The 13,263-nt window shown below is 67.4% G+C and carries 13 protein-coding genes; 4 read left to right on the forward strand and 9 right to left on the reverse strand.

Annotation, left to right across the window (positions count from 1 at the left end):
• Positions 1-5 precede the first annotated feature (5 nt).
• From ACZ5XO_RS05195 to ACZ5XO_RS05210, 4 genes are all read right to left on the reverse strand, one after another.
• Positions 6-278 carry a hypothetical protein gene (locus ACZ5XO_RS05195; protein ID WP_464164243.1) on the reverse strand — a complete coding sequence of 91 codons (273 nt, stop codon included), beginning with the start codon at positions 276-278 and terminating at the stop codon, positions 6-8.
• 209 nt (positions 279-487) lie between these two features.
• Positions 488-1,183, reverse strand: a complete 696-nt coding sequence (locus ACZ5XO_RS05200; RefSeq protein WP_464164244.1) for a pirin family protein — start codon at positions 1,181-1,183, stop codon at positions 488-490.
• 251 nt (positions 1,184-1,434) lie between these two features.
• Positions 1,435-2,520, reverse strand: a complete 1,086-nt coding sequence (gene aroC, locus ACZ5XO_RS05205) for a chorismate synthase (RefSeq protein ID WP_464164245.1) — start codon at positions 2,518-2,520, stop codon at positions 1,435-1,437.
• A gap of 10 nt (positions 2,521-2,530) precedes the next feature.
• Complete coding sequence (locus tag ACZ5XO_RS05210) at positions 2,531-3,259, reverse strand: DnaJ C-terminal domain-containing protein (RefSeq protein ID WP_464164246.1); 729 nt, start codon at positions 3,257-3,259, stop codon at positions 2,531-2,533.
• 143 nt (positions 3,260-3,402) lie between these two features.
• On the opposite strand from ACZ5XO_RS05210, the gene pdxH reads away from it, so the two are divergent.
• A complete protein-coding gene (gene pdxH / locus ACZ5XO_RS05215; RefSeq protein ID WP_464164247.1) occupies positions 3,403-4,065 on the forward strand; it encodes a pyridoxamine 5'-phosphate oxidase in 663 nt (220 codons plus the stop codon).
• Between the two features lie 7 nt (positions 4,066-4,072).
• On the opposite strand, the gene ACZ5XO_RS05220 is transcribed toward pdxH, so the two are convergent.
• Both ACZ5XO_RS05220 and udk read right to left on the reverse strand, forming a co-directional pair.
• Positions 4,073-4,687, reverse strand: a complete 615-nt coding sequence (locus tag ACZ5XO_RS05220) for a TetR/AcrR family transcriptional regulator (protein ID WP_464164248.1) — start codon at positions 4,685-4,687, stop codon at positions 4,073-4,075.
• Between the two features lie 89 nt (positions 4,688-4,776).
• Entirely contained in the window at positions 4,777-5,421 is a 645-nt protein-coding gene (gene udk / locus ACZ5XO_RS05225) for a uridine kinase (RefSeq protein WP_464164249.1), read from the reverse strand.
• A 194-nt stretch (positions 5,422-5,615) separates the two neighbouring features.
• Between udk and ACZ5XO_RS05230 the strand changes: the two genes are divergently transcribed.
• Both ACZ5XO_RS05230 and ACZ5XO_RS05235 read left to right on the forward strand, forming a co-directional pair.
• Entirely contained in the window at positions 5,616-7,247 is a 1,632-nt protein-coding gene (locus ACZ5XO_RS05230; protein ID WP_464164250.1) for a long-chain-fatty-acid--CoA ligase, read from the forward strand.
• 17 nt (positions 7,248-7,264) lie between these two features.
• Positions 7,265-7,960, forward strand: coding sequence for a DUF1499 domain-containing protein (locus ACZ5XO_RS05235; protein ID WP_464164251.1), 696 nt, complete (start codon positions 7,265-7,267; stop codon positions 7,958-7,960).
• Here ACZ5XO_RS05235 and ACZ5XO_RS05240 read toward each other — a convergent pair.
• The 3 genes from ACZ5XO_RS05240 to ACZ5XO_RS05250 all read right to left on the reverse strand — a co-directional run bounded on the left by ACZ5XO_RS05240 (position 7,957) and on the right by ACZ5XO_RS05250 (position 9,950).
• Positions 7,957-8,865 carry an MBL fold metallo-hydrolase gene (locus ACZ5XO_RS05240; RefSeq protein ID WP_464164862.1) on the reverse strand — a complete coding sequence of 303 codons (909 nt, stop codon included), beginning with the start codon at positions 8,863-8,865 and terminating at the stop codon, positions 7,957-7,959. The genes ACZ5XO_RS05235 and ACZ5XO_RS05240 overlap by 4 nt on opposite strands.
• A gap of 138 nt (positions 8,866-9,003) precedes the next feature.
• On the reverse strand, positions 9,004-9,411 hold the full coding sequence (locus ACZ5XO_RS05245; protein ID WP_464164252.1) for a protein tyrosine phosphatase family protein: 408 nt from the start codon (positions 9,409-9,411) through the stop codon (positions 9,004-9,006).
• A gap of 8 nt (positions 9,412-9,419) precedes the next feature.
• Entirely contained in the window at positions 9,420-9,950 is a 531-nt protein-coding gene (locus ACZ5XO_RS05250) for a hypothetical protein (RefSeq protein WP_464164253.1), read from the reverse strand.
• Between the two features lie 269 nt (positions 9,951-10,219).
• On the opposite strand from ACZ5XO_RS05250, the gene ACZ5XO_RS05255 reads away from it, so the two are divergent.
• The gene (locus ACZ5XO_RS05255) at positions 10,220-13,243 is read left to right on the forward strand and encodes a TonB-dependent receptor plug domain-containing protein (protein WP_464164254.1); all 3,024 of its coding nucleotides are present in this window, start codon (positions 10,220-10,222) and stop codon (positions 13,241-13,243) included.
• Positions 13,244-13,263 lie beyond the last annotated feature (20 nt).

The following is a 13,263-nucleotide window of genomic DNA, read 5'->3' on the forward strand; positions in this document are numbered from 1 at the left end:
CGGCCTTAGCAGGATTTACCCTGGCGCTGGCGTTGTTCGCAGCGGCGCTGTTCGCGTTCCCATTCGCGCTGCTCGCGCTCGCGTTTGGCCCTGGTTTCCTCGTCCGAGGTGGTGACGGCGTCGAAGCCCGCGCCGACGACCGCGCCCGTCGCCTTGGCCGTGCCGCCGACGACCGCCGCGCCGGTCCCGACGACGGCGCCGACGACGCAGCCCTGCAGCAGCAGCGAGCCGCCGAGGACGGCCAGAAGGGCGGTCGCCCGCGTGAAGGACTTGGTCATGTGAAACTCCCGAGGTGCCTATTCTGCGGGACGGAAGTGAACAGAGGCTGACGGCGGGAACGTGACCCGCATCCTTCTGCCGTCATCCCGGGGCCGCGAAGCGGAACCCGGGACCCAGACGGTGGAGGCTTGAAGGGGGCAAGCGACAAGAGCCGCCGCCTGGGTCCCGGATAACGGCTTGCGCCGTTTCCGGGATGACAGAGGGGGGGTTACAGGCTGTCGACCATGACCAGTTCGGCGTCTTCGCTGGCCGTGATGGTGATCGTCGGCTCATCGACGATGCCGGCGCCGTCGCGGGCGTTCAGGGGCGTCCCGTTGACGTCCACCCGGCCCACGGCGGGGACCAGATAGGCGCGACGACCGGCGGCCAGGTCATAGGTCAGGCTCTCGCCCGCCTTCAGCGTCGCCGCCAGAACCTTGGCGTCGGCGTTGATCGACAGGGCCTCGTCCGCCGGATCGCCCGAGGCGACGACGGTGAAGCGGCCCGAGCGGTCGCTCTGGGGGAATTCGCGCTGGCCCCAGGACGGCTGGGCGCCCGGACGGTCGGTTTCGATCCAGATCTGGAACAGGGTGGTCGTCTCGTTCTCGAGGTTGAACTCAGAGTGACGCACGCCCGTGCCCGCGCTCATCACCTGAACGTCGCCCGCGCCGGTGCGGCCCTTGTTGCCCATCGAGTCCTCGTGGGTGATGGCGCCGGTGCGGACATAGGTGATGATCTCCATGTCGGCGTGCGGGTGGGGCGGGAAGCCCGAGCGGGCGCCGATCTCGTCGTCGTTCCAGACGCGTAGACGGCCCCAGCCCATGCGCTTGGGATCATAGTAGTTGGCGAACGAGAAGTGGTGTTTGGCGTTCAGCCAGCCGTGGTTGGCGCCGCCGAGGGTGTTGAAAGGTCTGACGTCGATCATGGTTCGGTCTCCCAGTGGCGCAGCCTATGCCGCGCCGTTCGAGGGCCATATAGGTAACAAATACTGTTGCGAAAAGGGGGCGTCTTTCCTCCCTGTTCGCGGAGCGAATGGGGAGGTGGATCGGCCGCGTTAGCGGGCGAGACGGAGGGGGTGGCGCAGCGAGCGCTATTTGAAACTGTTGATGGCGGCGTCGCCCCCTCCACCACTTCGTGGTCCCCCTCCCCATGAAATGGGGAGGAAAGGCGCAGGGTTTACCCCACCTGCGCCCGGTGGCGCAGCATGGCGTCGGCCAGGACGATGGCGGCCATGGCTTCGACGACCGGGACGCCGCGCAGGGCGACGCAGGGGTCGTGGCGGCCCTTGGTGCGCAGGTCAACCTCGGCGCCGTCGCGGTTGATGGTCTGGCGCAGGGTCAGGATGGAGGAGGTCGGCTTGAACGCCACGCGGGCCGTCAGCGGCTGGCCGGTGGAGATGCCGCCCAGAACCCCGCCGGCCTTGTTCGACAGGAAGACCGGCAGGCTGTCGTCGCCCAGGCGCATTTCGTCGGCGTTGTCCTCGCCCGTCAGTTCGGCGGCGCCGAAGCCCGCGCCGATCTCGACGCCCTTGACCGCATTGATGGACATGAGGCCCGAGGCCAGTTCGGCGTCCAGCTTGGCGTAGAGCGGCGCGCCCCAGCCGGCGGGGACGCCCGTGACTTCCAGCGCCACGACGGCGCCGATGGAGGAGCCGGCCTTCCTCACGCCGTCCAGGTAGGTCTCCCACGCCGGGACGACCTCGGCGGAGGCGGCGAACAGGGCGTTGTCATAGACGGCGTCGAAGTCGATCGCTTCGTCGGCGATGCGGTGCGGACCGAGCTGGACCACGCCCGCGCGGATGCGGATGCTGTCACCGAGGACCTTACGGGCCACGGCGCCCGCCGCCACGCGGCTGGCGGTTTCGCGGGCCGAGGAGCGCCCGCCGCCGCGATGGTCGCGCACGCCGTACTTGGCCTGATAGGCGTAGTCGGCATGGCCGGGGCGGAAGGCGCGGGCGATCTCGCCATAGTCCTTGGAGCGCTGGTCCGTATTCTCGATCATCAGGCTGATCGGCGTGCCGGTGGTGACCGGGCCGTTTCCGTCGTCGAAGACGCCGGACAGGATACGGACCTGGTCGGCTTCCTGCCGCTGGGTGACGAAGCGGCTGCCGCCGGGCTTGCGCAGGTCCAGCAGGGGCTGGATGTCGGCCTCGGTCAGCGGGATCAGCGGCGGGCAGCCGTCGACGACGCAGCCGATGGCCGGGCCGTGGCTTTCGCCCCAGGTGGTGACGCGGAACAGGTGACCGAAGGTGTTGTGCGACATGGGCTTACGCTTAGGCCGCGATGCGCTCCGGCGTCCAGACCCGCGTGAAGCGAAGCAGCAGGTCTTCGGCGGCAGAAGGCAGATCGGCCGAGGCCTCCAGCTTGACGAACAGGTCGCCGGCGGGGCGCTGGCCGCGCGGGGGCAGGCCGAGGCCCTTGAGCCGCAGGCGCACCGGCTCGACCATGTCGGGGACCAGCCAGGACGAGCGCAGGCCGGCATGGGTCATGATCTCGATGCGACCGCCGTCGTCCATCATCCGCTGCGGCACGGCCCAGGTCATGAACAGGTCGCCGCCCAGAACGGACAGACCGTCGGCGGGGCGGATCAGAACGGGCAGCAGCAGATCGCTCGCGTCTGCGCCGCCGCGCTTCAGCCGGATCCTGTCGCCGGTGCGCACGCCGGGCGGGGCGTGGACCAGAAGGGTGCGGGCGCCGACGACCACGCGGATGCAGCCGCCGCTGATGGCCTGCATGGGCGTCAGGCTCAGAAGCGGGGCGGGGGCGGGCGGCTGGACGAAGGGCCTGGCGTAGGCGGGGGCGGGCAGGGCCAGGGTCTGGCCCTGCAGCAGGCGATAGGCGGCGATGACGCGGCGGAAGGTCTCGGCGTCGCCGCCGGGCGCGTCGGGCCGCGCGGCCTTGACCGCCGCGCGGAAGGCCGTGGCCAGGCCGTCGCCGCCGACGGGGCCGGTCAGACCCAGAAGCGACCGGGCCTTGTCGAGGGTGAGAGCGTCCGCGCACATGAAGGACAGCCTCGGTCCAATATGGTCAAGACCGGGTTAACCCTGTCGACTGAAACGAGAATTTCAGTTTATGGTGAAGCTGGCCTCCGCGCCCTAGTCTACAGCTGATGACGTAGGGGAAATGCGGGTGTAGAGAATCGCGCATGACCCAGCCCCTGATCCCGCCCAGCCCGTCTGTTCAGGACTACGCCGCGCAACTGGCGGCCAACGCCGACGAGGCCATGTTCGAACGGACCGAGCCCTATGGCCTGTTCGCCGAGTGGCTGGAGGCGGCCAAGGCGGGGGAGCCGAACGACGCCAACGCCATGACCCTGGCGACCCTGGACGCCGAGGGCGTGCCGGACGCGCGGATCGTCCTGCTGAAGGATGTGGATGCGCGCGGCTTCACCTTCTTCTCCAATCAGGAAAGCGCCAAGGGCGAACAGCTCTGGGCCCATCCGGCGGCGGCCCTGGTGTTCCACTGGAAGAGCCTGCGTCGCCAGGTGCGGGTGCGCGGCGTCGTGGAGCAGGTCAGCGCCGCCGAAGCCGACGCCTATTTCGCCAGCCGGGCCCGCGAGAGCCGCATCGGGGCCTGGGCCTCGGAACAGTCGCGCCCCCTGGACAGCAGGGCGACGCTGGAGGCCCGCGTCAGCGAAAAGACAGCGGGTTTTGACGGGCAGGAGGTGCCGCGTCCCGATCGCTGGACGGGGTGGCGGGTCGTGCCTCAACAGATCGAATTCTGGCGCGACCGGGCCTTCCGTCTGCATGACCGGCTGCGTTTCGAGCGTGAGGGCGAGACCTGGCGGCGGACGCGTCTCTGGCCGTAGGGCGAGGCTAGACGGCGTAGCGCGCCAGGAAGGTGTCTACGGCTTCCTCGGCGATGGCGCGCGGCGTGCGCTCGGCGATGACGTCGTCGCCCGTCACCAGGGGCACGAAGAAGACGGGGTGCTCGACCATGCCCATCAACTGGCCCGCGGCCCAGGAGGGCTTGTCCACCTTCATCTGGCCGGCCTGGGTCATTTCCACCAGCATGCCGATCAGGACCGCGCCGAAGTCGCTGCGGCCGCGTTCGAAGAAGCGCATGGCGATGGCCTCGAAGCGCGGCCGCTCGGCCAGGACCAGTCGAAACACGGAGCGGACGAAGCTGTTGCTCATGAACTCGGCGTAGCCGCCGATGAATTCGTTCAGGCGCTCGCGCGGCGTGCCGGACGTGGTGTGCACCCCGGCCATATGCTTGGCGAAGTCTTCGGAGGCATTGTCGATGACGGCTTCGAACAACACCGCCTTGCTGTCGAAGAAGGCGTAGAGGGTGGCGGTGGATACGCCGGCTTCACGCGCGATCGGCTCCATGCGCGTGCCGGCATAACCCTCGGTTATGAAATGCAATCGCGCCTGACGCACGATCGCGGCGCGTCGGGGGTCGTCTAGGTCGTGGACCAAAACCGTCATCAGCTACGTCACCCGGAAAGAGTATGGATAACGTGCCTTAAATTTGCCTTGATCGCAACAAGTAACGCAGTTCTGCGAGTCGTAATCAACTAATGATGCCAAGCCGCTAGCAGCGGGTGGGCCAGGACGGGCGCGGCCAGGCGAATGACCGCCTGCGGATCTTCCAACCGCACAGCGGCGGTGGCGTCGGCGACGATGAAGTCGGCCTGGGTGCGCGAAGGTTCGGTGTGGCGCTCGTGGCCGGGGCGCACGGTCAGCAGATATTGATGGATGACGGATTCAGCGGTGCGTCCGCGCTCCGCCTGGTCGCGCAACAGGCGCCGGATGAAGCGGATGTCGGCGGGCGTATCGACAAAGACCTTGATGTCGAACAGGGCCGTCAGGGCCGGCGTGCACAGGACATGGGTGCCTTCCAGAATCACCACCTCGGCGGCGGGAATGGGCTCGCCGCCCGGGTCGCGACCGTGATGGAGGAAGGAATAGAGAGGCGCGACGACCGGTCGTCCGGCCTTCAGCTCGGACAGGTGTTCGGCCAGCAGGTCGTGGTCGCGGGCGGCCACGTCGTCGAAGTCGTGGGTGTCGGCGTCGAATCCCGGAACGCTGGCGGCGTCCAGATAATAGGAATCCTCGCGCATCAGGACGGCGACGCCGGGCGGCAGGGCGGCGACCAGGGCCTCGGCCAGGGTGCTCTTGCCCGAGCCGGAGCCCCCGGTGATGGCGATCAGGATGGTCATGGGCGGTCTCCGTGCGTCTGCGCGGCCTTCTAGGCCCGTCAGCAGGCCTTGACCATGTTGCGCGGCGCGGGGGCTGTGGATGCGACAGAATGGAGCGGATTTGTTTCCCTAACGGCGCCGTTGCTTATCGCCGTTCACCTAGATAGCGTCGCTGCAAAGCGCCACACACAGAGGGCGCTGCACGAGGGAATGCGATGCTGGGTTTGATGCAGGACTGGCCGCTGACGGTCGACAAGATTCTCGACCACGCCAAGAATTGGCACCCGAACCGGGAGGTCGTGACGCGATCCGTCGAGGGGCCGATCGAGCGCACCACCTATGGGGCCATCCACGGCCGGGCCAAACGGGTGTCCAATGCGCTGAAGGCCTGGGGCGTGCAGCCGGGCGACCGGATCGCCACCCTGGCCTGGAACACCGGCGACCATATCGAGACCTGGTACGGCATCATGGGCATAGGCGCGGTGTGCCACACCCTGAACCCGCGCCTGTTCCCGGAACAACTGGTCTATATCATCAACCACGCGGGCGACCGGATCATCTTCGTCGACCTGACCTTCGTGCCGCTGCTGGACGCCATCCTGCCGCACTGTCCTTCGGTCGAGCGCGTCGTCATCATGACCGATCCCGACCACATGCCGCAGACCAAGCTGCCGGTGGTCGAATGCTACGAGACCGTGCTGGAGCAGTCGTCCGAGGACGTGGAGTGGGGCGGTTTCGACGAACAGACCGCCTGCGGCCTGTGCTACACCTCGGGCACGACGGGGAACCCCAAGGGCGTCCTCTATTCGCACCGCTCGAACTTCATCCATACCCTGCTGGGCCTGCAGTCGACGGTCCTGGGCGCGACGCCCAAGGAAGTGATCCTGCCGGTGGTGCCCATGTTCCACGCCAACGCCTGGGGCATCGCCTTTGGCGGGCCGGCGGCGGGGTCGAAGCTGGTCATGCCGGGCGCACGCATGGACGGTCCGGCCATCTATGAGCTGCTGGAGACCGAGGGCGTGACCTTCTCGGCCGCCGTGCCGACGGTCTGGCAGGGGCTGCTGAACCACCTGCGCGAGAACAAGCTGAAGCTCTCGACCGTGACCCGCGTGCTGATCGGCGGCGCCGCCGTGCCGGAAAGCATGATCCGCGCCTTCCACGACGAGTTCGGGGTCGAGGTGCTGCAGGGCTGGGGCATGACCGAGACCTCGCCCATCGGCACCCTGTCGAACATGACGCCGGAACTGGCGGCCCTGCCGTTTGAGGATCAGTTGAAGTGGCGGGTCAAGCAGGGCACGCCGCCGCTGGGCGTCGAGCTGAAGCTGAAGAACTACGCCGGTCAGGAAATGCCGCACGACGGTTCGACCTACGGCCGCCTGATGATCAAGGGGCCGACCATCGCCCGCGCCTATTTCCGGGACGAGGGCGGCGAGATCCTGGACACCGAGGGCTTCTTCGACACCGGCGACGTCTCGACCATTGATGATCACGGCTTCATGCAGATCACCGACCGCGCCAAGGACGTCATCAAGTCCGGCGGCGAGTGGATCAGCTCCATCGAGATCGAGAACCTGGCGGTCGGCCATCCCAAGGTCGCCCTGGCCGCCGTCATCGGCGCGGCTCACCCGAAATGGGACGAGCGCCCGGTCTTGCTGATCAAGCTCAAGGACGGCGAGGCCGAGGACAAGCAGGAGCACCTCGACTTCCTGGTCGGCAAGATCGCCAAGTGGTGGATGCCTGACGACGTGGTCTTCCTGGCCGATATTCCCCTGGGCGCGACCGGCAAGATCGACAAGAAGCTGCTGCGCGAGCAGATGAAGGATTACCGCCTGCCGACCGCAGGCTGATCTTTCAGGAGGGCCGCATGGCTGAACCGACCCGGACCCAGGCGCGCGCGGCCGAAATCCGCCTGCGCTGGCTGATGCTGGCGGCGTTTGCAGCGCCCCTGCTGGTGCTGGTCGCTGTCTTCGGGACCCGGTTCGGGCTGTGGGGCGCCGGTTTCGGGCTGGAAGTTCTGACGCTGAAGATCGGCCGCATTCTGGCCTTTGCAGGCCTGGCGGCGGCTCTGGTCGCGGTGCTGATCGCCTTCAAGGACCTGCGGCGACGCGGGGCTTACGCCGCTGTGTCGCTGGTGGCGGCCGGTGCGGCCGTGGCCCTGTTTGCGGTTCAGGGACAGCGGTTCGCCGTTCCAGCCGCCAACGACGTCACGACCGACCCTGCCGAGGCGCCGGCCTTCTCGCGTGCGGTTCTGGCCATGCGCGGGGGGGAAGGCGAGGGCGGCGCTTCTGTCGCCTGTCCGGACCTGGTTTCGGTTCCCCGTCAGGTCGCGCCCGAAACGGCGGCGGCGGCGCTGGAGGCTGCGGGCTTCACCGTTCGCGGCGCCGCGCCCTTCCGCGCCGACGGGGCCAGGGAAGGCTTCTGGTTCGGTCTGACCTATGACGCCGCCATTCGCATCCGTCCCGGCCGCACCGACGTGCGAATCGCCCAGCGCGAAGGCGTCAGGGTCGGCGACGAGGCCTGCCGTCTGGCTCGCGCCGTTACAGCCGGGCTGCAGCCCTAACCGATCAGACGATAGCGCGCGGTCATCGCTGGTTCGTGATCGGCGGAGACGCGTCCCTCCTTCACCAGCTTGATCAGGTGCGACAGCACCGAAAGGCTGGCGGCGGGCCAAAGCCGCTGATCAACGGCGGCGTAGAGGGCCGGGATCATTTCGGCGATGGTCGTGTCGCCGGCGGCCAGTCGCGCCATGACCTGCGCCTCCCGCTCCAGCCGGTGGTCGCGATAGGCTTTCAGAAAGGGCGCGACCTGGGTGATGGCCGGGCCGTGGGTGGGCCAGATGGTCGAGAAGCCGCGCGCCAGAACCCGGTCCAGGCTGTCCATGTAGGCGGCCATGTCGCCGTCGGGCGGGGCGACGACTGTGGTGGACCAGCCCATGACATGATCGCCGCTGAACAGGGCGTTCTCGTCCCTCAGCACGAAGGCCATGTGGTTCGACGCGTGACCGGGCGTGGCCAGGGCCTCGATGGTCCATCCGTCTCCTTCGATCATCTCGCCGCCCGTCAGGATGACGCCGGGCGTGAAGTCGTCGTCGTCGTCCTCGTCCAGGGGGGCTGAGGCGTGGATGGGCCGTGCGGGCGGTTTAGCCGCGAGAATGGGCGCGCCTCCGACCGCCTCGGCGAACGGGCGGGCCAGGGGGGCGTGGTCGCGATGGGTGTGGGTCACCAGAACATGGCTGACGGTTCGCCCTTTCACCGCCCGCAACAGGGCGTGCAGGTGGGCCTCGTCCTCGGGGCCGGGGTCGATCACGGCCACGCCGGCGCCCGGCATGTCGCGTCCGACGATATAGGTCCCTGTGCCGGTGAAGGTGAAAGGCCCGGGATTGTCGGCGATGACCCGTTGAATCAGGGGAGAGACCTGGTCCCGGCGTCCGTAGGTGAAGTCGAACTGGCGAACATAGGGGATCACGACGGCGTCCTCGGCGGCTATGGGCGAGACGCGGCGGCGCCCAGCTTGCTTGGAACGCATCTAGACGCGTTCGGGAGCCGCCGTCGTGACCCGCTTCGCTGTTTTTCCTGCGCCAGGCTCGGCGAAGGCCTCCGTTCGCTAGAGCGGCAGGCGGCTGAGATCGTAGCCGGCGGTCAGGGCCGCGGCGCGCAATTCATCCGCCTCCACGCCGCGCAGTCGCTCCGCCATGGCCCAGGCGGCGGCCGACCGCATGCCCGAGCGGCAGAAGAAGACCGCACGGTCATGCGGTCCCATCGAAGCCATCACGTCGGCCGTCGCCTGGACCGCCTCGGGCGACGGCAGGCCCGTGACGGGCGCCGCGACGAAGCGCGCGCCGGCCGCCTCCGCCGCGCGGGCCAGGTCCGCGTGGCTGGGCTGGCCGGGCTCCTCGTCGTCGGGGCGGTGTGAAACCAGAATGGTCACGCCGGCTTTCACGGCCTGGTCCACGTCTTCCAGACTCAGTTGCCCGGCGGTGCTGATCTGGGGCGAAAGGGGGGCGATGTTCATGGGCGGGCTCACTGGCGCTTGACGCGGATCGAACGGGCGCCGTCGACGCTGAGCAGATAGCTGCCCAGGGCGGCGCGGCGGATGCGCACCGGCACGCCGGCGCGTTCCCTGAAATAGGGCGCGGTGTCGTCGATCTGAAGCCAGGAACTGCCGTCTTCCAGCGCGAACAGCATCTTGCCCGCGCCGATGCGACGGACGCTGGTCAACCGGGTTTCGACCTCTCTCAGTTCCTCGGGCCCGCCTTCCCGGTTGAACGGATTGACGATGTTGATGTCGAAACCAAAGGCCCGGCGACGCGACTCGTCGACCGCCGCGCGGTCCAGAATCACGATGTCGCCCGAGGCCTGGGCGGTCTGTACGGCGCCTACGGCCTGATCGTAGCAGGCGAGTCGGGCCGCATCGGCCGTGATGGCGCGACATTCGGCGATTCGCCTGATGGGACTGTCATCGGCCGTCTGGGCCGCCGCCGCCGGGGCTGCGCCGCTCGCGCCCGCCAGAAGCGCGACGAGGGAAAGGGCGATGAACGACCGAGCAGCCATGACAGACCTCAATGTGAAGATGGGCTGTTTATCGGCGCTGCGACGCCGCACGACAAGGCGAGACCGGTGTTTGGCGTACTGCGGCGCTTGTGTGGCGAGTGTGGCGCGATTGCGACAATAGAGCGACGAGTGTGTCGCGATCGTGTCTTGATGCTGGACTTCCTAACGACGTTCGTGTGGTTTGCAGCGGGGTCTGCAGTCATGCGGGCAACGTTTTGGGGGCGAGGCGTCATTGTGACAAAGGCCACGCCAGTCACGGGAGAATTTCTTTGAGCACCATTAGGTATCGTCGGCGTCTGCTGGCTTCCACGATGATCGGCGGCGTTGCGCTGGCCATCGCTGCTGGTCCGGCCATGGCGCAAGACGCTCCGGCGTCGCAAACCGACGCGTCGCAGGTTGCCGACGTCGTCGTCACCGGCTCGCGTATCGCACGCAAGGACTTCGAGGCTGTCAGCCCGATCACGACCGTCACGGCCGAAACGATTGAACTGACCAGCACCCTGTCGGTCGAAAACCTGCTGAACGACCTGCCTTCGGTCGTCGCCGGCAACATGGCCACCTCGAACAACTCGGGCGGCGAAAGCTTCGCCACCGTCGACCTGCGCGGCCTTGGCCCGAACCGCACCCTGGTTCTGATCAACGGCGAGCGTCTGCCGGCCTCGTCGACCACCGGCGTCGTCGACCTGAACACCATCCCGACCTCGCTGATCAGCCGCGTTGAAGTCGTCACGGGCGGCGCCTCGGCCGTTTACGGCTCGGACGCCATCGCCGGCGTTGTGAACTTCGTCCTGAAGGACAACTTCGAAGGCGCTGAACTGACCGCCACCTATGGTGCGTCGTTCGACGGCCTGCAGCCGGAAGTCTCGCTGGCCGGCCTGTTCGGCGGCAACTTCGCTGACGGCCGCGGCAACCTGACCGCCTACGCCAGCTACTACAGCCGCGAAAAGGTCAGCCAGGGCGAGCTCGACTTCTCGAAGGTCTCGGCCGGCATCGCCTATGACGCCAGCGGTCGCCCGCACGTCGTCGACTCGGCTCAGGAATGGCTGGACGCCACCGCCGGCGGCGGCGGCAACTACTTCTCGGGCGGTTCGGGCACCTCGGCCTGGGGCACGGTGCACAACAACGCCGGCAACCCCTTCGCCAACCTCGGCGCGCTCGTCGGCGCCACCGGCAACAACAACTTCCTCGCCGGCGGCTATGACTCGAACTGCGACGGCGTCGCCAACACGGGCGCCTACAACACGGGCAACCTGTCGTTCGACACCTCGGGCGCTCTGACGCCCTACGCCGGTTCGGGCGCCTGCACCGTGCCGGATCGTGCGGCCGGTTCCTCGCGCTACAGCTTCGCCGCCGACAACTACCTGATCCTGCCGGCCGAACGCTTCAACATCACCACCATCGGTCACTATGACATCACCGACTCGGTGCGCCTGGACGTTCAGCTGAACTACGCCAACACCTGGCAGGAAGTTTCGCTGGCTCCGACGCCCGCCACCGGTCTGACGGTCAACCTGACCCCGGCGATGCAGAACCTGATCCAGACGAAGCACGCTGACCTGTGGGCCGCCCTGCAGAGCCGCGCCAACCCGCTGGCTCCGTTCACCATGGACCGCCGCACCAACGAAGTCGGCGCCCGCTACGGCGTGACCAAGAACAGCTCGCTGGCCATGCTGGCGACCCTGACCGGTGACTTCGGCGACTCGGGTTGGGACTGGAGCCTGACCACCAGCTACGGCAAGAACCAGCTGCAGGACCTGGGCAAGAACAGCGTCAACCGCACGGCCTTCCTGCAAGGTCTGGCCGGCTGTCAGGACCCGACCACGGGCGCCTCGCTGGGCGTCAACGCCCTGCCGGGCTGCGTGCCGCTCGACATCTTCGGTGAAGGCACCCTGACGGCCGAGATGGTGGACTTCCTCACCGTCCCGACCTTCGCCACCACCGACATCGAAGAGTCGCGCATCGCCGGCTTCGTCCGCGGCAACATCATGGAACTGCCGGCCGGTCCTCTGGCCGCCGTCGTCGGTTTCGAATGGCGTGAAAGCCGCGCGGAGTTCCGCGTCGACAACGAACAGCGCACTGGCAACATCTATGGCTTCAACGCCATTCAGGACCAGGGCGGCACCATCAGCGTTTCGGAACTGTACGGCGAACTCTCGCTGCCGCTGGTCCGCGACCTGCCCTTCGCCAAGTACATTGGTCTGGATCTGGGCTATCGCTACTCGGACTACTCGTCCGTCGGCGGCCTGGACACCTACAAGATCGGCCTGGAGTGGGAAGCCCTTGACTGGCTGAAGTTCTGCACGGTCTACAACTCGGCCGTTCGCGCGCCGAGCGTGTTCGAACTGTACCAGAACGGCGACCAAGGCTTCGCCACCTTCATCGACCCCTGCATGATCCAGGGCGGTCAAGCTCCGTCGGCCCAGATCGCCGCCTTCTGCGCCCTGCAGACGCCCGGCATCGACTACTCGACCGGCCTGACGCAGAACAACACGCAGACCGAGGCCTTCGCCTTCGGTAACCCGAACCTGAAGCCGGAATCGGCCAAGACCTTCACCATCGGTGCGGTCTTCCAGCCCGACTTCTTCCCGATCGGCAACCTGCGTGCGACCGTCGACTACTACGACATCGAGATCACGGACATCATCGCCTCGCTCGGCGTCGGTTACTGGATCGAGCAGTGCTATGACTCGCTCAGCCTGACCTCGGCGGCTTGCCAACGCGTTCAACGCGACACGGTCACGGGTCAGATGGACTTCGTGAACACCTCGCGCACGAACGGCGGCTTCTACCGCACCAAGGGCGTCGACACCCAGATCGACTGGTCGCTGAACCTGGAAGACTACGGCCTGCCGGGTCGTCTGCGGGTCAACGAACTGTTCACCTACGTCGATGAGCTGAACTTCGACGGCGATGACTCGGTCGGTTACGGCTACTCGTCGATCGGCGGCGCCAACTTCGACTGGAAGTCGGTTCTGTCGGTTACCTACGACATCGCCGACTGGACCATCTTCGCCCGTTGGAGCCACACGCCTGAGCTGAAGGACCCGGTGTTCACGAACGCGTTCGACGACACCGAGTACAAGATGCCGTCGGCCAGCTACGTCGATCTGTCGGCGCGCTGGAACGTCACCGACGACTTCCAACTGACGGCCTTCATCGGCAACCTGTTCGACGAGCAAGCCCCGCAAACGCCGATCGGCGTTTACAACGGCCAGGCGAACACCGACACCCAGCTCTACTACCCGGGCCTGCTGGGTCGGACCTTCTCGATCTCGGCACGGGCACGGTTCTAAGTTCGAAAGAACGGAAAACC

It is taken from the genome of Brevundimonas sp. T2-11, assembly GCF_055397675.1.